This window comes from Leptospira terpstrae serovar Hualin str. LT 11-33 = ATCC 700639, assembly GCF_000332495.1.
Classification (GTDB): Bacteria; Spirochaetota; Leptospiria; order Leptospirales; family Leptospiraceae; genus Leptospira_A; species Leptospira_A terpstrae.
The window spans coordinates 201,378-223,491 of record NZ_AOGW02000006.1 but is presented as its reverse complement, the minus strand read 5'-3'; the positions used below and the strand labels follow the sequence as shown (position 1 = coordinate 223,491).

Genomic DNA, 22,114 nt, shown 5'->3' with positions numbered 1-22,114 from the left:
TTTAGTACTTTTTATCTTCGTCTTCAGGAATCATGCTCGCATAATACAATAGCAAAGCATCATTTTTGGAATGAACCGCACGATTGGATTCTTCAATCATCTTTCTTTTTTCCAAAATTCGTTTTCCTTTTTCCCATACTTCTTCAGGATCTTTGATTAAATAATTTCCATCATGGCGTGAAATAAAATCTTCGACTAACATAGTACTTTGTGATAGTTCCACTGAAAAATCATTTTCAGCCAGAATTTTGGCAACAATTTGGTTTGGTAAAATTTTATGGTATTGTTTCCAACCTTTGGTGATTCGGTAACTGAGTTCAAGTGTTGGATCTTCCGTATGTGCATATTCAGAAATTGGAATTGGATCACAAAACTCTACATACACATTAGAACGTTTTGCAAGAAATCCTGCCATACCTAACTCTTCAGGTATATTACAAAACTGATTGTCCTCGGGAACGGTTTCATAAGAGACGGAGATCGGAACAATCACAATCTCTGTTCCAGAACTACGGAACGCATTCACTGCAGTAGTAAGAAGTCCCGTTTTTACAGGAACAATCGCACCGGTTCGGGAACGAGTTCCTTCTGGATACACAAGAGACGGAATTCCTTGTTCTAACATCACTTGTGAATAAAGAGTAAGACATTCTAAATACAAACTGTTTCGTGTTCGTTCTCTATCCACTGCGTATGCGCCAAGTGACTTCAACATCCATTCCCAAAAAGGATTGGACATCAAGTTGATTCCAGCCGCATAACGAGGAACAGGTAAACCTAGATGGAATAGAGAATATGCCACTTCTACCGAATCTAAGTGAGATCTATGCGTAGGAGCATACAATAAATTATACTTAGATGAGAGTGCCTTCACGACTTCAGTTTTTCCACCAATGTGAGGGATCATAGATCCTTTTAAAAAACCACCGGAGAAAAGACGGATTGGTGCCACAAAACGTAAAACCGATTCTCGAACTGTTGGGCTATAGTTGTCTGCAATTTCTGTTACATAAAAACGAACGAGTTCTTTAACTAAAGTATTCTCTTCATCTTTCTGGCAATTTTGAAATCGTTGCCAAACTTCTAGTTCCGCTTCGAACTTCACTTCATCTAGTTTTTGTTTTTTACGAGTGGCTTTAGTGAGTCTTTTTTGCGTGGATTCAATGACCGCAGAGGATTGTTTTTTAACTCTTGCGACTGTACCTGGAACATTGCTTATATGTTTGATGATTCGATCTACCAGTAGATTTTGAAAATCAATTCCTGACGTTAAGTTGAGTCCCACTTTTTTCTGAACAACGAGTGGAATGTTTTTCGATTCTGTTTTTTTACCGCAAATCAAATCGATTAGCGAATCGGGTGGTTGTTTTCTTGTAAGAACATCAAACAAAGTTCTATGTAAAGTAAAAGGAAGGCGTATTTCATTGGCAAGTTCGATAAGGATACTGAGTGCGTAAGTACCTTCCACATTGTCGTGCCACTTGGTGGATTCTCTTTCGATAAAGGATCTCGGTGCAAAGAAAATTTCAATTCGATCCTTGATACTTAATTTTTCACCACCTGACAAAAGTTCGCCGACAATTTTTTGTCCAAATCCTCGGTTTCTACTTTTGTTACTTGTTGCAGTTGTGATAAAATCAGCTAAGCCCGATCTTCCCATCACGGTATCTGGTCTTGCTCCGTAACGCATTGCAAGGTCTCTTACTTCCTGAAAACCAACAGAGAGAATTTCTCCGAGTAAGTTTGCACCATAACGAGGTAGAAGCGAAACAATTCCGCTGGCAATGGCCATTGGGTTTTTAGCAACACCTACAATTTCCATTCCGACTACATCATCAGTAACCGAAGTATTCATAAAATTAGAAGTTAGAACTTCAGAAAGATATTCCGAAGTTTCTTTTTCATAAGATCCAATGTTGAAGAAACTAAATTTTTCATCTAAAATTTCGCCTAGAAGAGATGGACCATTCACCACGGCAACAGAGGAGTTAGAAAAATTTCTTTCCTTTAAATAGTTTTGAAGGTATTGAGAGTAAGTAATGAATCCTGTTTTTTTTCTATTTTTTGAATCCAAAATACCTTTGGTCAAAAATGAAAAAACATAACTGTTGGTAGGTTCTAAAACTTCCAAAAGGGCATGAACACTATCCAAAAATGACCGAGAAGGTACGGCTACATGAAACGTCCAATCATCCCTTCCGAAAGAATCCAAACTGGATACAATGTCGATATGGTCAGGAAGGTCAATTGTCTTTCCCATAATCTCTGTTTGGCGGCGTTTTTTTAGCACCTCTACCAATTCTTTGTCGGGTATCCAGAGTGTAATGGGGTCGTACTTCTGTGCCAAAACGGAAGCGATGATAATACCCATGGGGCCGCTTCCCAGAACTGCTTGTTTTAAGTCGTTATAGGCTATTTGCATAAAAAATTAACATTACGAATCGAGGGGAAATCTCACTTTATTTGTTTGCTTGAAACGATTCGAGTCTATCGAAAAAGTATCAGGAGAGTGTAAATCGTCAAGTCACAATGATTAGAGCTGGTATTCTATTTTCAAGTCTAACCGTGATTCCTGCCATTTTCGGTTGGTATCAAAACTGGCTTGGTCTAAGCAGGCCGCAAGAAATCAATCTGGCAATTGCCTTATTGGTTTCCTTTCTTTGGGTAACAGAACTTTTCCCACTCTATGTTACGGGTTTTTTAGTTCTATTTTTGGAATTGGTCTGGTTACTTCCGGCTTGGGGTCCAGGGGCTCCAAAAACGATTACTTTCCTATCCTGTTATTTTTCAGAGACCATTTTACTTTTCTTAGGTGGATTTGTGATCTCTTCTGCAATCACATCCTATGGATTGGATTCTGCCATTGCACGGTTTGTGATTCGAAAAACTAAAGGTTCCGCTTTTTTACTGGTTCTCTCATTAGGTTTTGCCACTGCCTTTTTATCCTGCTTTATGAACAACACTGCCACGGCTGCCATGATGTTGGGTTTGGTTTCTTCTATGATGAAGTCTTTAGAAGAGAACAATCCTTTGAGAAAATCACTCCTTTTCATGGTTCCTTTTTCTGCCAACTTGGGTGGAATCGGAACCCCAGTTGGTACACTTCCCAATGTCATTGGCATTGGATACTTACAAGAAAGGGGATTGGAAATTGGATTTTTGAATTGGATGGGATTTGCTTTTCCTGTATTCATCCTTTCTGTATTTTCCCTTGCTATTCTTTTGTACATTGTGTACTTAAAAAAAGACAATTCGCGAAATTCTGTCTCTTCTATCCAAGTATTGGATACAAATTTATCTCTTTCGAAACGAGATCGATTCCTTGCATTGGGTATCATTGTCATTACAATTTTTGGTTGGATCACTTCTGATTGGCACGGAGTGTCCAATGGAACAGTCGCATTATTTCCTGTGATTGTTTTTTTTGGATTTAGGCTTTTAGACTTAAAAGAATTTCGTAATCTATCCTGGGATGTTTTGATTCTTATGGGTGGCGGAATTGCTCTTGGCAAAGCGTTTGAAGAAACAGGGCTTGCAAAACATTTTGTCCAATTATTTATGTTAGGTGACTCTGATCAGTTAGGATTGTTTTTGTTTTTTTCTATCCTCTCTCTTGGCCTTTCTTGTTTTTTAAGTAATACCAGTGTTGCCAATTTGATCCTTCCCATCACCATGGGTTTGCCAACGCAACTCATTTTGCCTGCAGCTATTGGTGCTACTATCGGTGCTTCCCTTGCCATGCCACTTCCCGTGTCCACTCCACCCAATGCTTTGGCCTTCAGTTACGGTGGAATCAGAAGCCTAGAGATGTTAAAAGTGGGAGGGATCATTTCCATTATTGCATGGACCTTTTTTGTCACTGTGGGAGGACTCATTTTACATCTATTGGGGATTGTCGATTTTTCTAAGTTTTAAAAAAAAGACTTTTCCTCTTTCAGATGTCCATTACTCTACTTTCGAATTATGCGAAAGTTTCGAGCTTTTAGATTTCTCTTCGTATTTGTACCACTTTTTCTTTTTTCATGTTACAATTATATGAGCGAAGATGTTCCTATCATCGCAAGACCCGAATTCAAACAACAAATTGCAATCCTTACAATCAGAGTTTCTACCCCAGAAAACGATAAAACCAAACGCGAAATCACATCCATTTATACAAAATATTTGATGGAAACTGGCTACTTTGGTCGTGTTTTATCCGATGGAGTCCGAGCCAACCATCATATCGATTTATATACAAGCGAAGTGAATGAATATGAACATTTCTGGGTTTCTTCAATTTCCACATTATTTATGTTAGGTACTGCTGGGCTTTTGCCATCAATTTATTCAAAAGAAAGAGTTCTCCACGCGGATTTTTACCTAAACGAAAGACTCATCGGTCGCGAGAAATACAGGCAAAAACATTCTACTCTATTTGGAATTCCATTTATGTTTATCTGGGAAACGGGAATTAAAGAAGCGAAAACAATTCATTTTAACAAAGAAAAGAATCTCATCCATAATGTGGTTCAAGATTACAATCGTTACCTATAGGAGACTTCATGAACGTTCTATTAAAATCTAATCTACCCACGATCCAATGTCGAACCTTCGTCATTGTTTTAATTTTAAGTACTGCTACCTTTGTTTGTAAAACTCCGGAAGTAAAAAAAACACCCGTTGTCGAAGTTAAAAAACCAGAAACGGTGGAAAAGGTTGTGGAACCACAAGATCCCAATTTGGCTTTTTTAGAAAGTATTGAAGATGGTAGAGAGTTACCTGATTCGGATAAGTGGAAAGTGGAACAGTATGATGTTTTTACAGAAGATACATTTCCTTCGTATGCTCCTGCAAACACTGCAATTGATTTTGCAAAAGTAGATTATCCATTGTTAAATGCTGCTATTTTTTATGTTACTTCTAAAGAAAGAAAATCTCTTGGCCTTCGCCCATTTAAATATTCAGAAAAATGTGAACAAGCTGCCTTTGGACATGCACAAGATATGGTAACCTATGATTTTTATTCTCATACAAGTAATGTGAATGGAAAAGAAACACTACGCGATCGATTGGACTTAGTGGGAATAGTCGATACTTACTCTGCAGAAAATATCATCAATGCATTTGGAATCCAATACCAAGGTGGACGTGCCGTATTCACTCCATTACAAAATGGCGGTCCTTTTTTCAGTTATACAAAAGCAGGAAACCCTATCCCGAACCATACCTATTTGAGTTTAGCAAAGGCTGTGGTAGAAATTTGGTTTAATTCACCTGGGCACAGAAAAAATATCCTAAACCCAGAATTTACCTATATGGGTGCAGGTACTTCCTTTTATAAAGACAAAAAGTTTTATGATATAGATAAGGTAAAGGCAGTGCAAGTGTTTACTGCGAAACCTTAAGCCATCATTTTCCTTTATAGAATCAAAAAACTTAACTTACAAAATTAAGACATCAAATAGAATAAAATAAATCGGACTTCTGATTGCTGAAGTTCGATTTAAGGAAGTTGTCTATTTGGATATTAGTGAATTAGATTTTCTAGCAAAACTTGCTGCACAAATATGCGATTCGAAAATTTCTTTAATTTCTTCTTCAGATGAAAAACTCCAAAATCCTGTAAGTAATTATGGGATAGAACCAAACCAACATTCAGAGTTACTTTCCTTTTCACTTCAGATGTTTGCATCTACAAGCGATATTATCATCATTGAAAATTACCAAAACGATCCAAAAACCAAAGAATCAGCCAAATTAAATACTAAAATTCCAATTGGTTTTTTTGTCGGTCTCCCTTTGGTTAATCAGGATGGAACTCGATTGGGTAATCTTTCTATTTTTGATGAAAAACCAAAAATACTAAGCTCAAAACAAAAAAAACTCCTCCAAGACATTGCCATTCGAATCGCCATTGTTATGAAAGAAAACAATACATTGGAACTCTCACAAAGAAACGAGTTGATTCTTTTTGGTCATATTGTGGATGGAAAACCAATGTCTGTTTTTGGCACAGAACATGCGTTAAGTGAAATTAAAAAAATGGAAAGGTCTCTTCGGATTAGCGAAGATGCATTTCATGGAAATTTTGATAATGCTGCAATAGGAATGGCCTTACTCGATGAAACCGGCCGATGGCTTAAAGTAAACAAAAGAGTTTGTGACATCATCGGTTATACTGAAAACGAATTGATGGGACTGACATTTCAGGACATCACTCACCCTGAGGACTTAAATCTCGATTTAAGTTATTTAGAGGAACTAGTAGCTGAAAAAAGAAAGTTTTATCAAATGGAAAAGCGGTATTTTCATAAAAACGGTAATATCGTTTATGCTATTTTAGCAGTTTCTATGGTAAAAAATGAAGAAGGTAAAGTTCTTTATTTTATTTCACAGATCATTGATATCACGGAATGGAAGTTAGTTGAGAAAAAATTAAAAATTGCTTTAGCAAAAAACCAAGCCATATTAGATGCGAGCACTTTAGTTTCCATTATAAGTACAGATACTGAAGGAACGATTACAGAATTTAATCATGGCGCCGAAAAAATGTTAGGTTATACTGCTGAAGAATTAATAGGCAAGTTTACTCCGAAAATTTTCCATATTGACAGCGAATTAGAAAATAGAGCCAAAATACTTTCCAAAGAATACAATCGGTCATTTGAAGGATTTGAAATCCTAACTTACAATGCAAAAATCGGAAAATCAAATACATTGGAATGGAACTATAAAAGAAAAGATGGATCAACTTTTCCTATTCTTTTATCCATCACTCCAGTAAAACAAAACGATAGAATTTCGGGTTACTTAGGTGTTGCCGTCGATATTTCCGAACAGAAAAAAGCAGAAGCTGAAATACAATCACTTCTCGATATAACTAATGAACAAAACCATAGACTGAAAAATTTTACAAATATTGTCTCTCACAATTTAAGATCACATAGTTTTGGAATTAGTGGTATGATGGATATACTTCAGTACTCTTATCCTGACTACTTTCAAAATGAAATGATGCAATTATTGTTTGGAGCTACTGAAAACTTAAAACGTACAATCGAAGACCTTACCGCTGTCATTAAAGTGAATCTTGCCCAAGAAAATTATGAGTCTGTAGATATTGGTAAAATGGTTCAGAAAAATATCGAAAGTTTGGCATTACAAATTATAGAAACTAAATTAGAAATCGAAGTGAATCTTCCAGAACCTTTTCTAGTAAGGGGAATCCCTGCTTATTTGGATAGCATTGTGCTGAATATGATTACCAATGCCATTAAGTATAAGGCCAACGATAGAATTAGTTATTTGCGAATCTCTGGATTACAAAAAGCCAAATTTATTGAAATTTATTTCGAAGACAATGGGCAAGGGATCGATTTGAGAAAACACGGAGACAAACTTTTTGGAATGTATAAAACATTTCATGAAAATAAAGAAGCCCGGGGAGTTGGACTATTCATTTCAAAAAATCAAATTGAGACCATGGGTGGAAAAATTGAGGTTGAAAGTACGGTAGGAGTTGGTACAAAGTTTACGGTATTTCTACCCTATGAACAAAATTAATTTAGCCTGTGTTGTTGAAGATGATCCTGTTCACCTTTTTTTGACAAAACAGGTCATCACTCTTTCTGGTCTCGTCAATCATACTTTAGTTTGTCAAAATGGAAAAGAAGCATATGATATGCTTTCCTCTCGAATTTCCTTACAAGAAAGTTTACCTGAATTAATATTATTAGATTTGAATATGCCTGTTTGGGATGGTTGGCAATTTCTTGATGAATTCACATTGATTCCAGTAATTCAAAAAATCACAATCTATATAGTAACAAGTTCCTCTAACGAAGAAGATTTAAGAAGAGCAGAAAAATACAATTTAAGAAGCAATTATATAATCAAACCAATTACTCTTGAAAAACTAAGAGAAATCATTCACCAAATGAATTGATATTTAGTAATCATGATTTGAACCACACAACAATTGATCTTCTTCGATAAGTTTTTGAATGTCTAAATCAAAAGCAGGGTATCCTACTTTGCCATTTTAACAACGATCTCAAATTCTTTTTTACTTACAGGTTGAATCGATAACCTAGATCCTTTTTGTGTTACCACCATATTCTCAAGACCTTTGGTGTTTCGAAGGGTATCTAAGGGAATCAGATCTTTAAACTTTGTATGGGGTTTTAAGTGCACTCCATACCATCTGGGTTCTGTACCTTTTAATTTCGGATCAAAGTATTTGTGGTTCGGATCAAACTGGTAAGGGTCAGGTGTTGCTTCTTTGGCAACTTCTGCAATACCTACAATTCCTGGTGGTTCCAATCTACTGTGATAAAACAGAACCAAGTCACCTAACTTCACTTCGTCGCGAAGATAGTTACGTGCTTGGTAGTTTCTTACCCCTTCCCAATAAGAGAGTTTTTCTCTGATTAGGTCGTCGATGGAAAAGACATCTGGTTCTGTTTTGAAGAGCCAATACTTCATTAAATCTTTTTATGAAGAGTATGCTGGTTTTGTAGCCGAAGCACCTTTGCCTTTTTTTGCACCGAGTCCCGATTTGGAATCTGCATATTTATCAAAGGAAGGTTGAACTATGTCCATTAACTCTTGTGCATCAATTGTTTCTTTCGCAAGGAGTGCTTTCGCAATGGAATCCAATTTCTTTTGGTTCTTTTTCACCAAATCACGGCCTTTGTCAAGGCAGGTTTGGATGATGCGTTTCACTTCTTGGTCAATGAGAGCTGCAAATTCTTCAGAGTAAGGTTTACTTGTGTGACCATAGTCTCTTCCCATAAAAGGAGAGGTTTCGCCTGATCCGTAATGGATAGTTCCGAGTTTTTCAGACATCCCCCATTCACAAACCATTCGACGTGCTATGTTTGTTGCTTGTTGGATATCGTTGGAAGATCCATTAGAAGGATCACCAAAGATGAGTTCTTCGGCAATATAACCACCCATAGACATCACTATTCGATCCAAACAATAGTTTTTACGATAAGAATGTCTGTCTTCCACCGGAAGAGATTGGGTGAGACCAAGGGCTCTACCACGAGGAATGATGGTAACTTTATGAACAGGTTCGGTATACGGCAGTAAGGTGCCAAGAAGAGCATGTCCAGCTTCATGGTAAGCAGTCATTTCTTTCTCTTTGTCAGAAATAAACATCGACTTACGTTCTGGCCCCATCATGACTTTATCTCGCGCTTCTTCGAGTTCTTCTTGGGTGACACGTTTTTTGTTACGACGTGCAGCAAGAAGAGCCGCTTCGTTGATAAGGTTTGCAAGATCGGCTCCTGTAAAACCAGGTGTTCCTCGTGCAATCGAGTTAAGGGAAATATCAGAAACTAAAGGAACTTTTTTGGAGTGAACGGCTAATATCTCTTCACGACCTTTAAGATCTGGAAGGTCTACAATCACTTGTCTATCAAAACGACCGGGACGTAGAAGTGCTGGGTCAAGCACGTCAGCACGGTTAGTCGCTGCCATTACAATGACACCTTCATTCATTTCAAATCCGTCCATCTCGACTAACATCTGATTGAGGGTCTGTTCTCTTTCGTCGTGACCGCCACCAAGACCGGCACCACGAAGTCGACCTACCGCATCAATTTCATCAATAAAGATGATACAAGGCGCATTTTTTTTCCCTTGGTCGAAGAGATCGCGAACTCGCGATGCTCCCACTCCCACAAACATTTCTACGAAGTCAGAACCAGAGATAGAAAAGAAAGGAACACCCGCTTCCCCAGCAACCGCTTTGGCAAGTAAGGTTTTACCAGTTCCAGGAGGACCCACAAGAAGGACTCCTTTGGGAATTCGTGCACCAATAGCTTGGAATTTTTTTGGATCTTTTAAGAATTCAATGATTTCGAGTAATTCCACTTTTGCTTCTTCACAACCAGCTACATCGTTAAATGTGGTTTTTACTTTTGGATCCACATTCATTTTGGCACGAGACTTACCAAAGGTAAATGCTTTGTTGCCGGAAGCTTGGAGTTGGCGCATCATAATGAACCAAATAATTCCAAGGGCAAACAACCAAGGAATGATTCCTGTTACTACACTCCAAAACTTGTTTTCTTCTGTAGACTTTGCAGTAAAACTGAGGCGTGACTTACGAAGTTTTGTCACCAAATCATCGTTCACTTGTGCGACGTTAGTTTTGAAAGGTTTTGGTTTGTTGTCTTTGCTAATTTCTGGGATGTACCATCCTTCAATCAGTTCTTTATCAATGATGATTTGTTGTTTGGAGGTTATATCTTTCCCATCTTTCGAAGTAATTTTTCCAATTGGCTTTTTCCCTTCGATGGGTTCTACCATATTCAAAAAATCGGAATAGCTGATTTCGTCGGGTTTACCGGCGAAGTCCTGACCTTTATAAACCGTTGCCAAAATGACAAGGAATACGAGCAAAAATAGAAATACGGTTTTGATGTTTTTATTCATGTAAAGACTTCTCGATGATTAGACTGAAATCAAAGGTGATATTTCTGAATCACTTCGTCAATATCCCCCATGGATATGGAACGAATCGCCGCTTCGGCGTCATTGATGATCTGCATCAAGCTCAGGTTCTCTAATGGCTCAAAATCTTCACGTAAAAATTCTTCCCTTTTTTTAGGATTGAAGCTCGAATTAAGAACACCGATCCGAATCCGTATAAAATTAGGGGAGCGTAATGAGACAGAAACCGAGTTGACCCCAGGGTTGACATCGTTTTCGCCACCTTTGGTGACCACAATTTGGCCGAGTTCTAACCCAACGTCCTCGTGAATGACAACGATATCTTTTACCTGGATTTTTAAAAAAGAGGCAATGTAGAGAACCGACTCACCAGACAAGTCACTGAAGGTCTGTGGTTTGAGTAAAACCACTTCGTCCCCTTCAAAGTCACCACGACCGATGAGAGATTTCTTTTTCTTTGTTTTAATTTCGATGCCAATGTTGTTTGCAATGACATCGAGAATCTTGAAACCAATGTTAGATCGATTGTTATTATATTTATCGCCAGGATTTCCTAGCCCTACAATTAACTTCATTGGTTCCTAAAAGTAGATCTTATTTCTTTCCAGCTTTTTTAGCTGCTGGTTTGCCTTTACTGTCGGCTTCTGCTTTTTCAGCACGTTCCGCAGCAAGGATTGCTTTTGTTTTGCTACAAGAAGCAACTATCGGATCCCCATTCACAAGGATTTCCCAAGAAGCTGGGTGAGGAAGTTCAGAAACTTTAATCATGTTTCCGATATCCAAACCACTCACATCAATTGTGATTACGTCAGTTAAATCTTCAGGAGTTGACTTCACTTTGATTTCGTGAACTAGGTGTTCGAATTGTCCACCAGCTTTGGAACCTTTTGCTACACCAGTAGTTTTGATTGCTACTGTTGTAAGGATCTTTTTACCAGGAGTTACTTTAAAGAAGTCGATGTGACGGATTTGACCTGTGTGTGGAAATCTTTGGATTTCTTTTACGAAAACTCTTTCTGTTTTACCATCAAGTTCAAGGTCAATTAGGGTAGCCTTACGGATTCCGGAGTCGATGAGTCTTTGGATTTCTTTTTCGACAACACTTGCCGATTTTGCTTCACCGCTTCCGATGATGTTCGCCGGTACTAAACCTTCCACACGCATTCTTCTTGCAGGACCTTTTCCTTTAGAAGTTCTTGTTTGTGCTTTGATACTGATTTTTTCCATGATTATGTTCCTTAAAGTTATGAAAACAGACTAGAGATTGATTCTTCGTTATGAATCCGCTCGATGGCTTTAGCAAAGAGTGGGGCGATGGAGAGCGTTTTCAAGTGATTTATTTTTTTGGTCTCCGGAATGGCGATAGAATTTGAGAGCACAATTTGTTTGAAGTCAGCTTCATTCAATTTGGCAGGTGCTTCACCAGAAAGAACTCCGTGAGATGCACAACATAATACAGATTTTGCTCCGTTTTGGTACAGTGCGGTTGCTGCTTTTGCAATTGTCCCACCTGTATCAATCATATCATCGAGTAATAAGCAGTTTTTGTCTTTGATTTCACCGATGACATGCATCACCACAGACTCGTTAGCTTTTGGTCTACGTTTGTCGATGATGGCAAGAGATCCGTTTACTTTTTTACCAAAGTTACGAGCTCTTTCGGCACCACCTGAATCAGGAGAAACAATCACTAAGTCTTCCATATTCAGTGAGTTGATGTATTCAGCAAGCACAGGTGAGAAGTATAAATGGTCTACTGGAATACGAAAGAATCCTTGGATTTGGTCTGCATGTAAATCCATAGTGAGAACTCGGTCAGGACCTACAGTTTCGATTAAATCGGCAACCATACGAGCAGAAATAGGAACCCTTGGTTCAACCTTTCTGTCTTGGCGTCCATAACCATAATAAGGAATAACTGCAGTAATGCGACGCGCAGATGCTCTTCTTGCAGCATCAATGATCAGTAGAAGTTCCATCAAACTGTCGTTTGCTGGGTAACTTATAGACTGAACTACAAATACATCCCGCCCACGAACGTTTTCTTCGATTTTTACAGAACTTTCCCCGTCGGAGAATCTCTTTACAGAGATTTGGCCATTAGGAATGCCCAGGTGTTTACAAATTTCCTCGGCAAGAGGTCTGTTTGCATTTCCAGAAAATACAACTACTTCGCTGGGATTCATACTCCAACCAACCCTTTATCTATATATTGTTTTGCGAGAGCCAAATCGTCAGGGGAATTGATACCGTGGCTTTCTAATGCATTTGCCAAAGTTTTTGCCCCGACTTTTTTCCCCAAAGATCTGAAAATTTTGATCACATCTGTGAGGTAATATTCTTTTTGCGCATTGTCATTACCGATTTGTTTTAAAGCACCGAAAAGATCTTCCGTTGTGAAACAATAGGTTCCTGTGTTCACTTCGTTTACAACTTTCTCTTCAGGACTTGCATCCTTTTCTTCTACAATACGTAAAAGACTGCCATCGTCAGCCGACCGAATGATACGACCATAACCGGTAGGGTTTTCCATCTTGGCTGATAGAACAGTCGCTGAGTATCCATTCGATTTATGAAGTTCTATGAGTTCGGAAAATGATTTTGCAGAGATCAGGGGTGCATCACCACAGGCAACGATCGTGTAACCTGAATAAGGTGTGAGTTTGGGTTCTGCCGAAAGGACAGCGTGTCCTGTTCCCAATTGTTCTGTTTGTTCGGCAAATTCTACACCGGAAAATGATTTTGCGATATCTGTGACGACATCTTTGCGGTAACCGACAACGACGACTTTTCGTTCTATGCCGGCAGATTCGATATTGCGAAGAACGTGAAGTAAAAGTGGAGATTCGTTCAGTACAACCGCAACCTTGGGAAGCTCACTCTTCATTCGAGTTCCTTTCCCCGCCGCCAAAATAACAGCAGTTACAGTATTATGTAGGTTCATCGTTCGTTCTATCGGATCTTTTAAAACTGGCTGGCCTGCTAGGATTCGAACCTAGGGAATGGCGATACCAAAAACCGCTGCCTTACCGCTTGGCTACAGGCCAGTTTCTAAAAAGAGAACGTTCGAAATTCCATATCGGGGAATCGATCGGAGACAATGCGAAGGGCCTCATCTCTCTCTCTATCTGAAGGATAAATGCCATAAAAGCAAGAACCCGAACCCGATAAAGAAGCATAGACTGCTCCCGACTCATAGAACCCTAATTTCAATTCCTTTAGTAAGGGTTGGGTCTGAAAAGCGATTTTTTCAAACTCGTTCTCGAGCCTGTTTTGCAGGTATGCCCAATCCCCGACCTGAAGACTTCGAATTAAATCCTCTGCCAGAGATTTCCATACTTCGGAACCATAGGGTTTTTGTAAACTTTTTTGAAGGCCTGTGTACATAGCAGATGTAGAAAGTCCAAAGGGTGGAATGGCCAAAATTCCCGACCCTTGTGCCACAGAAATCGGTTCTAGGACTTCGCCGATCCCCGTCACGTAACAAGGGGAGGACTGAAGAAAGAAGGGGACATCAGCTCCAATTGACTTTGCCAACGGAATCTGTTCTTCTTTGGAAAGATGGGTCCAGGGAAAGATTTCTTTTAGAAAAAAACCAGCATTGCTACTTCCGCCACCAATTCCTCCTTCGGGTGGAAGGTACTTTTGTAAGTGGATGGAGATTGCAATTGGCTCACGAAGGTAAGTGGCTAACTTTTGAAAGGCTTTGTGGAGAATGTTTCGTGAGAGTTCTCCCCTTTCTGAAACTTCTTCGAATTTTTCGTAACGGTAACCATGGAGATAGTTTTCTGACACTAGCTGGAAACTAGGTTTTTGGCCCGGAGATAGGGGCATGATTTGGATTTCCATAGGATCTCCAAAACTTATGGGCACAAAAACACTGCGGATTTCGTGTAAACCGTCTTCCCTTTTGTAAGGAATCAGTAAACCAATGTTAATCTTTCCTTGGGCAATCGATTTCAAGGAAATCATTCCTACGATTGAGTATGAAGATTAGGTTTCGAAGGAGCTATGGATTGTAAATGGAATTGAATTGAGTCTTTTAATTCTTTTGGTTCGGAAACAAGAACCGAGGTTCCATAACCTAAGATGGTTTGAACAAACCAGTTTTGGTCTCGAATCGATGTTCGAAATTCTCGGTATTGTGTATCTCCGATTTGTTTTTGGACTCCAGTAGATTCTAGTTTTAGTTTCATTCCCAAATGATAAGAGGCAGAATCAGTAATCCAAAGTTTGGCAAAGTTTGTATTTTCTATATCGGCACCAAACAATTGTTTAAAACCTTCCAAAAATTCGCCTGCCGTATCAGGTAAATTCGGGTATTTTATATCAGTAGTGATAATGTCTAAAATGTAATCCAATCGAAAAGACCGAAACCCCTCTTTGGTAAGATCATAAGCTAAAAGATAAGAATCGTTTTCTTCCCAGAGAATCCAAGGAGCTAAAGTTCTAGTTTCTTTTTCTTGTGTATCTCTTTTCCAATAAACAATCGTTAGAATTTTTTTTTCGTTGATAGCTGTTACTATTATCTCTTTGGATTTTTGATAGGGAGACCAATCACCCGAAGGAATCACTGAATCAATTTTTGTTAAAATAGAATGGTTTAGTTTAGAATCTTCTTTTGTTTTTTCTGTTAGTAAAAGTGATCTAAGGAGGGACCATTCTTTTGGGGAAAGGGGGAGAGCGGAATCGACTGCAATAGGGAGTCGGATTTTTACCTTCTCCCCATCAAAATCTAAATCCACTGCATCGGTAGGTGAATAAGGATACATCTCAATCATATACAATTCACCCAAATCTTTTTTGAGTGCTGTTATGGATTTGTGTCCCGTAACGCTTTGAATTTCTTCTAAACCAAGACCTTCTGGATGTGAATCCAAAAGGCGGATTAAATTTAGTTTGGAAGCAGCCCGAGCGGTAGATGGATTCATTATGCTTCTAGAATTACTTTTAATTCCTTAGCATTTGAAGCACATAAAGATTGTTTTTCGATGTTTTTTGCCTTTAAGTGTCCACCTGTTAATCTTTGGCTCACAACACTTGGTCCAAAGTCAATGATAGTGTTAATCGCACTGTCATTAAAAATCGGTGCAATCGCCAAATCCCAGTAAAGTGGCTCAATCAAAACCATCTTAAAGAGAATGTCGCGAAGGTTTCCATCTTTTTGAAGGTTATGACCATCAAAGATACTGTAGACCGGAACTTTTAAATCAGCACCAGTATAAGGAAATGGAACTACAGCGGCATCTTCTGTATTGAATTTGTCGAGAGAAGTTTCCATAAAAGGGCAGTGAAAAGGTGCTGTTGTTTTTAAATAAACAAATTTGAATTTTTTCTCATCCATCTCAGCTTTCCATTGTTTACGGAATGCAAGAAGAGAAGAAGGAAGAGCGGATAGAATCATAGAATCAGGAGTGTTATAGAGAGAAATAAAGACCGTATCTTGACCTTTGAGTCCGAGCGAGTCATTTGTTTTTTTCACTCTTTCTTCTAATTCATCTTTTGTATAACCAATCACTGCAACCATAGGTGCTGGATTTTTATCACCGTTTGCTTCGTTTTCTTTGACTACTTCTTCCGAAACAACAAAGTTAGGATAAACTTTTTGACCGTTAAATCCAAGATAGAAAACAAATTTTAAGAAGTCGGAGTATGCGTTTAAAAAATCAGCTCCGTCTTTTCCAAGACCAACAAGAGCAGATGCGATGACTCCTTGGCTATGACCACTGAGTGCTCCCGTTGCTTTGATAAGTTCAGCGGTTGGGTAACCACGTTTAGAAACCAAAACATAGTTTGCAATTTGAGTCATAAAAATTCCCGGCACAGAAATTGGTGCGCGAGCTAAATAATCTTCGGATGGAGCGCCATCTGGATTTTCGATCCAAGATTTAAAATCGAATCCTTCGTTAAGAAGTGGGCTTTTTCCATCCCGTGCCGAAATTTCAGCAATGGTTTTGAAACTAGTTTCGAAAAATTCTTTGAGTTCTGGTTCTGCATACAATTTTACGAGTTCTTTTAGGTAAGGTGAACCCTGTCCCCCAAATTGAAGGAAAAATTTTTGAGAATTTTGGAGGGTAGCAGTAAGGAGTTTGGCCGATGTCATTTAATCTTCCTGAGATGTGATTTTTCTGTTACCGTACAGAGAGGACTTCCTAGAACAAGGAGAAAATTCACATAAGGAACCTGGAAAACTGGCTTGGTTTTTACAGTGGGTTACTTTAGTGAATGGATTTCGAAGGAAAGTCGGTGGATTTGGTGAGCCACTGATTAAATGAAAGCGATAGTGAGAAGTATACTAGGAAAAGGACCGCTTGGGAAAGAGCGTGATGCCGGGTTTTGCTACCTAAGGAAACTTGTTAAAATTAGTAACTCGCTGGAAAAAGTAAGTCAGTTACCTTTTATATCGACTTTAAAAGGGAAGTTACCAACCAAAGAAAGCCACTTACCATAGATAACGACTTTCGAAATCGCGCCAGGTTCCTATTTAAGCAGCTTTACTTTGTTCAAGATTGGATTTAATTCGTTCGTGGTCTAGGGCGAGAAGGACAGTATTTTCAAAATACGTAGAAAAATCGATTCTTCCGGAAGAATAGTCTTCGTGGAGAAGGGCTAAAAGAAGATAGAACATAGGTCCTCCTGGTGGTTCCGAATCTATCAATGTGACATAATTCGAAAAGTCTTTTTCGGGAAAAGAGTTACCATGAGTGTCGGTAAGTTTCGAAATTTTTGAAGGAAAATAATCGCCGATAGGCGAGATTCGGGATTTCCTCTTTACAAAGCATGGTTTTCCAGTTTCTTACGAGCCTATGTTCGTAACCCTTTCCCCCATCGATTATCTCATCCTTTTGGTCTTTGTTGGGTTTATGGTTGTGATTGGAGTTTTACTCAAAAAATCCATGAACCAATCGAGTGATTTCCTTCTTGCAGGTCGTAAGATCCCTAGCTGGATTACGGGAATTGCCTTTATCTCTGCCAATATTTCCGCCTTAGAATTGTTAGGGATGAGTGCCAGTGGGGCAGAATATGGATTTTTAACCTTTCATTTTTACTATTTAGGTGCCATTCCCGGAATGATCTTTCTTGGGATCTTTATGATGCCATTTTATTACTCCTCAAAGATTAGAAGTGTTCCTGAATACTTACGTTATCGTTTTAACAGGCCTGCCCATTTAGTTAATTCACTGATTACTTTATTATCCCTTGCGCTTGGCTCAGGAATTTATCTTTATTCTTTGTCTTTGGTATTTGAAACGATGTTTGGTTGGAATCCTCACCTTTCCATTTTATTTAGTGCAGGGATTGTTTTGGTTTATACTTATTTTGGGGGACTCAGTTCTTCCATTTATACGGAAGTAATGCAATTTTTTTTAACAGTTCTAGGTTTGTTCCCACTAGTAATCATCGGATTGACAAGGTTAGGTGGCTGGGATGGACTTTTGCAAAAAGTTCCTAATTCGCACAAACATATGTGGCAAGGACTTGTGAGTGGACAAAATGAACTTGGATGGGATTTGTTAAGTGTCACTGTGGGACTTGGTTTTGTATTATCTTTTTCTTATTGGACTTGTGGATTTACTGAAGTGCAAAGAGCCATGGCGGCTAAAGATTACCGTGCTGCAAGAAGAACTCCTCTCATCGGAGCTATGTTCAAATTGTTTTTACCATTTTTAACTGTGATCCCCGGTTTAATTGCTTTAACGGAATTTTCAAAGGAGATGAATGGAGAATACAATAAAAGTTTTTTAATATTACTTAAGAATTTTTATCCTTCCGGAATGTTAGGTCTTGGAACTACAGCACTCCTTGCTGCATTTATGGCGGGCATGTCCAGTTCCATCACCGCGATGAATACTATTTTTACTTATGATATCTATCAAACATACATAAGCAAAAATAAAGAGGATAAAGATTATTTAAAGATCGGAAAACGTTCTACAATGTTTGCTATCATATTTGCCATTTTTGCATCTTACATAGCTATGCAGTTTGAGAATATAATGAACTACATCCAACTCCTCTTTTCTTTTTTTAATGCACCTCTTATTTCGATATTTTTGTTAGGGATGTTTTGGAAACGTGCATCCGGTTGGAGTGCTTTTTACGGTATGTTACTCGGAACAGGAAGTGGATTAGTTCACTTTATCCTTTACTCATTAGAGATTTTACATTATAAATCGGATATGGTCTCTAATTTTTACGGTGCCATTTACTCTGGTTTGGTCTGTTTTCTAACCATGGTCATTGTGAGTTATATAGAAAAAGAGGATACAACTAAGGATCTTCATGGTTTGATCTATTCAGATCGGGATAAAACAAATCCATTTTGGGATCCACGGATTTTAGCATGGGGTGTTGGACTTATTGTGCTTCTTGCAGGGTTTAATATCATTTTTGCATAAAGATTTATAGGAACGTAATAAAATAGTAATTGAATGAGAGTTCAATGATACTATGTTTGTTGCAGTATACACTAAGACTATGAAACCAAATCATTATACAGAAATTCCATCCACATTTGAAGTTCAATTGGAACATCTCAAGGATTATGATTCTAAAAAACATATCAGTGCTCGGGGGATTATGTTTTTCCACCCTTATGACATAGAAGTGCCTTCTATATTAAAAGTTTCCTTAAAAATGATTTCAATGACAGGTTCTGTCGACTTTCTTGTGAAAACTTTGAAATGTGAAAAGGTCGGGAACGAACCTCTGTATGAGATCCATTGTAATTTTTATGACACAAATGCTGAGAAAGAAGACGAAGTGTTGGGTTTTATCAGCAGTTATTAAATTCGTATATTAAAAATAACCGATTAGAGAGTTCCCCCTTTTTCGATTAGATAATGAAAACTATCCTCAGAAAAGGATTTTTCTTTTGGCCCATACTGCATCAGCCACCGAGTGGGTGGCAAAAACCCTTCTGTTTTTAATCCATAACCTCCACCTAACGAAGCACCGATGACCGAACGAAGTTCGAAATGTAAATGGGCAGGATAATTTCCTCCCGCATCACCAATCGTTCCAATCCATTCTGTTTTTTTTACCAATTGTCCCGGTTCTACGTCGATTGTATGGAGGTGGGCATAGACTGTTTCTAAAAACCAAAAATCCCCATTGCCTACATTGTGGTGGTGTACGATGCGAACAACTTTCCCCCAACCACCACCGTAGTCAGCGATTTCCGAAACAACCCCATTCCCAAACGCATAAACAGGGGCCGCATAATCGGTATCTCCACCAGTAATGGAATTCCAATCTTCCCCAAGATGTTTTCGGCCACCGAACTTTCCATTCTCGGCACCAAATTTTTGAGCTAAATAATATCCTTCGGCATACTTTCCACCGACTGGAAATTCGAAATCTGTGGCTTGGAAGGAGGGATATCTTTTTAAAATAGGATAAGGATCTGTCGCACGAATTTCACCAGAGGATTCCATCCATCCGAAGAGTGGGTTTCCTTGGTAGGAGTAACCTTTGGAAACACAACCTGTCCCGCAGATAGAAAGACAGGTTGTGAGGAATAAACTTAGAGTCTTTTTACTTGCGAACCAATTTCTTTTTTGAGAATTTTGCAGTTTCATTTCGGCCTTCCGAAAACAATCCTGCTCGTGCTTCGATTGGCAAATGGTTTCCGAGTTTAGCCGCTCTTTTTTTACCCGCAGCCATTTCCTCTTTCATATTGTAGATGAAGGTATCGTAATCCACTTGGATGGTATGGCGAGTGCTACTCACATACCTTTTTTTCATATCTTTTTGATCCTTTTCAATTGCCTTTTCCATTTCTTCCTTAGAAGGCATTTGATAGTTTCCCGTGAGATATTGGGCAATCCACTTACCTTGGCATTCAGCAAGTGGCATAATGGCACCTAACGGTTGCATAAGGCCTACAAAAAATAAATCATTGATTCCCGGTTTCATCATTTTATAGAAAAGAGGAATGTAGTTATTGGGAGCAGATAAAAAATTCTCATCAAAGAATGGAAACTTGATATTGTATCCAGTGCAATAAATGAGAACATCCGCATCCTCTTCTGTTCCATCAGCAAAAGCTATTTTTTTACCTTTGAGTTCAGTAATCACTGGTTTTGGTTTGATATCTCCTCTACCAAGTCTTACGAGTAAATCTTGAGAGATGGTTGGGTGAGCGGATCCAAACTTATGATCTGGTTTTGGTAATCCAAAGTCTTCCATTTTTCCGACACCGAACCGGATGAGAAGGTGAGCCAGTGTTTGTTGGATAAAAAACGGAACCCAATGTGGTGTATATTCTGTTAGTTTATCTAAAGGTTTTCCAAATAGATAGTTAGGAATGACATAAGCACCGCGTCTTGCAGACAAAAAAACTTTTTTCGCAACACCGGGTCTAGATAACTCAACTGAGATATCCATCGCACTATTTCCCATTCCAAGAACTACGACATTTTTACCTTCGCAATTAACGGGCGTTTTTGGGTCAACATAGGAGTGAGAGTGCATAATTTGACCAGAAAATTTACCAGGAAAGGCGGGGTCCGGCCAACGTTCACTCCAATGGTGCCCATTGGCGACAACTAACACATCATAGTATTTGGTAGGTCCTTTTTCGGGAGTGATTTTCCAAATTCCCTCTTCTGTTCGTTCTGCTTTTTTCACTCCATTTTTGAATTGGATGTGTTTGCGTAGACCATAGTGGTCTACGTAAGATAAAAAGTATTTTTGGATGGGATCGTGGTTTGGATAATCGGGATAGTTGGTTGGCATCGGATAGTCGCGGTATTCCATCCGATCTCTATGGGTATTAATATGAAGCGACTTGTAAATATTACTGAGTCCATTGTCGTTTTTGTAACGCCAGTTACCTCCTACATCACTTCCTTTTTCATAACAATCAAAAGGAATTCCGTGTTCCTTCAAAGATTTAATGACTGTGATTCCGGAGGATCCTGCGCCAATTACACAAACTTTAGGAAGTGCCATAGTATTTCTCTCGCTACTTAAGATAGGTTCAGGGAGAGATTTTGTGAATAGAGAACGTCGTTATCAAGAAGATTTTACATTTCTAAGGAAAAAAAACGATCATTTGACACATATTCAGTGTTTAACGACCGGATTTACTAGGTTTCTCTTGTACTTCTAAAAAGGCACGGATTTCTGATTCCAAGTTTGTGATTTGGATCTTAATAATCTTTCCTTCTTTTAAGTTGATGAGGGTAATAGATCCTTTGGTTCTAGGAATTGGATCGGCTACTGTTTCTTCTCTCACCAAACGTAGAGTGTACGGATAGGATTTCATTTTGGGTAATGCCACAAATTTTGTAATAAGGGATGGCATTCTATGGATATCAGAAATAAGCACGGCTTGTTTGGATTCCAAATATCCTTTTCCTTCTTTTTCTAAGATAGGGTGGATGATTTTACTTGCATCCATATCTGAAATGAATAATACCTTTGTGGTTTCTTTTGGAATGGGACTTGGTTCTTCCCATTGGTTTGTATAATTGATTTCGGGTAGTGGACTCCCAACAACTAAAGTAGGAGTTGTGATTTCTTCCGCAGAAAGAGAAATTGTTAAAAGAAAAGTAAATAAGTAGAGCGAGTATTGGATCATAGTTTTTATTTTTTTTGTGAATAAAAACTTTGTTAGTTGGGAATCTGATGGTTGCATAATTGCTGGTGGATTGTTTAAAAC

21 protein-coding genes and 1 tRNA gene are annotated in these 22,114 nt (G+C 38.5%); 7 read left to right on the top strand and 15 right to left on the bottom strand.

Annotated elements, in window-relative coordinates:
- Position 1: 1 nt before the first annotated feature.
- On the bottom strand, positions 2-2,422 hold the full coding sequence (locus LEP1GSC203_RS02935) for a 1-acyl-sn-glycerol-3-phosphate acyltransferase (protein ID WP_084764896.1): 2,421 nt from the start codon (positions 2,420-2,422) through the stop codon (positions 2-4).
- 107 nt (positions 2,423-2,529) lie between these two features.
- On the opposite strand from LEP1GSC203_RS02935, the gene LEP1GSC203_RS02930 reads away from it, so the two are divergent.
- The 5 genes from LEP1GSC203_RS02930 to LEP1GSC203_RS02910 all read left to right on the top strand — a co-directional run bounded on the left by LEP1GSC203_RS02930 (position 2,530) and on the right by LEP1GSC203_RS02910 (position 7,927).
- Positions 2,530-3,915 carry an SLC13 family permease gene (locus tag LEP1GSC203_RS02930; protein WP_002972647.1) on the top strand — a complete coding sequence of 462 codons (1,386 nt, stop codon included), beginning with the start codon at positions 2,530-2,532 and terminating at the stop codon, positions 3,913-3,915.
- Positions 3,916-3,963: 48 nt separating this feature from the next.
- Positions 3,964-4,536, top strand: a complete 573-nt coding sequence (locus LEP1GSC203_RS02925; RefSeq protein ID WP_198008542.1) for a hypothetical protein — start codon at positions 3,964-3,966, stop codon at positions 4,534-4,536.
- 8 nt (positions 4,537-4,544) lie between these two features.
- Positions 4,545-5,387 carry a CAP domain-containing protein gene (locus tag LEP1GSC203_RS02920; RefSeq protein WP_002972881.1) on the top strand — a complete coding sequence of 281 codons (843 nt, stop codon included), beginning with the start codon at positions 4,545-4,547 and terminating at the stop codon, positions 5,385-5,387.
- Positions 5,388-5,502: 115 nt separating this feature from the next.
- Positions 5,503-7,545 (top strand): sensor histidine kinase, encoded by a 2,043-nt coding sequence (locus LEP1GSC203_RS02915; protein WP_002972810.1) that lies wholly within the window; start codon positions 5,503-5,505, stop codon positions 7,543-7,545.
- Positions 7,532-7,927: a response regulator gene (locus LEP1GSC203_RS02910; protein WP_002972354.1), complete on the top strand. Its 396-nt coding sequence runs from the start codon at positions 7,532-7,534 to the stop codon at positions 7,925-7,927. Before LEP1GSC203_RS02915 ends, LEP1GSC203_RS02910 begins: the two co-directional genes overlap by 14 nt.
- An 83-nt stretch (positions 7,928-8,010) precedes the next feature.
- On the opposite strand, the gene LEP1GSC203_RS02905 is transcribed toward LEP1GSC203_RS02910, so the two are convergent.
- The 11 genes from LEP1GSC203_RS02905 to LEP1GSC203_RS19845 all read right to left on the bottom strand — a co-directional run bounded on the left by LEP1GSC203_RS02905 (position 8,011) and on the right by LEP1GSC203_RS19845 (position 17,074).
- A complete protein-coding gene (locus tag LEP1GSC203_RS02905; RefSeq protein WP_002972876.1) occupies positions 8,011-8,466 on the bottom strand; it encodes an EVE domain-containing protein in 456 nt (151 codons plus the stop codon).
- Positions 8,467-8,475: 9 nt separating this feature from the next.
- On the bottom strand, positions 8,476-10,428 hold the full coding sequence (gene ftsH / locus LEP1GSC203_RS02900) for an ATP-dependent zinc metalloprotease FtsH (protein ID WP_002972734.1): 1,953 nt from the start codon (positions 10,426-10,428) through the stop codon (positions 8,476-8,478).
- A 29-nt stretch (positions 10,429-10,457) separates the two neighbouring features.
- Positions 10,458-11,021: an aminoacyl-tRNA hydrolase gene (gene pth, locus LEP1GSC203_RS02895; RefSeq protein ID WP_002972630.1), complete on the bottom strand. Its 564-nt coding sequence runs from the start codon at positions 11,019-11,021 to the stop codon at positions 10,458-10,460.
- A 19-nt stretch (positions 11,022-11,040) separates the two neighbouring features.
- Complete coding sequence (locus LEP1GSC203_RS02890; protein WP_002972575.1) at positions 11,041-11,673, bottom strand: 50S ribosomal protein L25/general stress protein Ctc; 633 nt, start codon at positions 11,671-11,673, stop codon at positions 11,041-11,043.
- Positions 11,674-11,690: 17 nt separating this feature from the next.
- Positions 11,691-12,632, bottom strand: coding sequence for a ribose-phosphate diphosphokinase (locus LEP1GSC203_RS02885; protein WP_002972566.1), 942 nt, complete (start codon positions 12,630-12,632; stop codon positions 11,691-11,693).
- A complete protein-coding gene (locus LEP1GSC203_RS02880) occupies positions 12,629-13,390 on the bottom strand; it encodes a sugar phosphate nucleotidyltransferase (protein WP_084764895.1) in 762 nt (253 codons plus the stop codon). Before LEP1GSC203_RS02880 ends, LEP1GSC203_RS02885 begins: the two co-directional genes overlap by 4 nt.
- Before the next feature lie 27 nt (positions 13,391-13,417).
- Positions 13,418-13,493: transfer RNA gene (locus LEP1GSC203_RS02875), tRNA-Gln, on the bottom strand.
- A gap of 4 nt (positions 13,494-13,497) precedes the next feature.
- On the bottom strand, positions 13,498-14,418 hold the full coding sequence (locus tag LEP1GSC203_RS02870; RefSeq protein WP_039937026.1) for a 4-(cytidine 5'-diphospho)-2-C-methyl-D-erythritol kinase: 921 nt from the start codon (positions 14,416-14,418) through the stop codon (positions 13,498-13,500).
- Between the two features lie 2 nt (positions 14,419-14,420).
- Complete coding sequence (locus LEP1GSC203_RS02865; protein WP_002972309.1) at positions 14,421-15,377, bottom strand: WYL domain-containing protein; 957 nt, start codon at positions 15,375-15,377, stop codon at positions 14,421-14,423.
- On the bottom strand, positions 15,377-16,549 hold the full coding sequence (locus LEP1GSC203_RS02860; RefSeq protein ID WP_002972561.1) for an ACP S-malonyltransferase: 1,173 nt from the start codon (positions 16,547-16,549) through the stop codon (positions 15,377-15,379). The genes LEP1GSC203_RS02865 and LEP1GSC203_RS02860 overlap by 1 nt, the downstream gene beginning before the upstream one ends.
- A 381-nt stretch (positions 16,550-16,930) precedes the next feature.
- Positions 16,931-17,074: a hypothetical protein gene (locus tag LEP1GSC203_RS19845; RefSeq protein WP_002972181.1), complete on the bottom strand. Its 144-nt coding sequence runs from the start codon at positions 17,072-17,074 to the stop codon at positions 16,931-16,933.
- 178 nt (positions 17,075-17,252) lie between these two features.
- Between LEP1GSC203_RS19845 and LEP1GSC203_RS02850 the strand changes: the two genes are divergently transcribed.
- Both LEP1GSC203_RS02850 and LEP1GSC203_RS02845 read left to right on the top strand, forming a co-directional pair.
- Positions 17,253-18,845, top strand: a complete 1,593-nt coding sequence (locus LEP1GSC203_RS02850) for a sodium:solute symporter family protein (RefSeq protein WP_002972479.1) — start codon at positions 17,253-17,255, stop codon at positions 18,843-18,845.
- 79 nt (positions 18,846-18,924) lie between these two features.
- Positions 18,925-19,236: a hypothetical protein gene (locus tag LEP1GSC203_RS02845; RefSeq protein WP_002972341.1), complete on the top strand. Its 312-nt coding sequence runs from the start codon at positions 18,925-18,927 to the stop codon at positions 19,234-19,236.
- A 23-nt stretch (positions 19,237-19,259) separates the two neighbouring features.
- Here the strand turns inward: LEP1GSC203_RS02845 and LEP1GSC203_RS02840 are convergent, their stop codons facing one another.
- From LEP1GSC203_RS02840 to LEP1GSC203_RS02830, 3 genes are all read right to left on the bottom strand, one after another.
- On the bottom strand, positions 19,260-20,027 hold the full coding sequence (locus LEP1GSC203_RS02840; protein ID WP_002972199.1) for a M23 family metallopeptidase: 768 nt from the start codon (positions 20,025-20,027) through the stop codon (positions 19,260-19,262).
- Positions 19,984-21,402, bottom strand: coding sequence for a flavin-containing monooxygenase (locus LEP1GSC203_RS02835; RefSeq protein WP_002972501.1), 1,419 nt, complete (start codon positions 21,400-21,402; stop codon positions 19,984-19,986). The genes LEP1GSC203_RS02840 and LEP1GSC203_RS02835 overlap by 44 nt, the downstream gene beginning before the upstream one ends.
- Positions 21,403-21,523: 121 nt before the next feature.
- Entirely contained in the window at positions 21,524-22,090 is a 567-nt protein-coding gene (locus tag LEP1GSC203_RS02830; RefSeq protein WP_002972371.1) for a hypothetical protein, read from the bottom strand.
- Between the last annotated feature and the right edge of the window lie 24 nt (positions 22,091-22,114).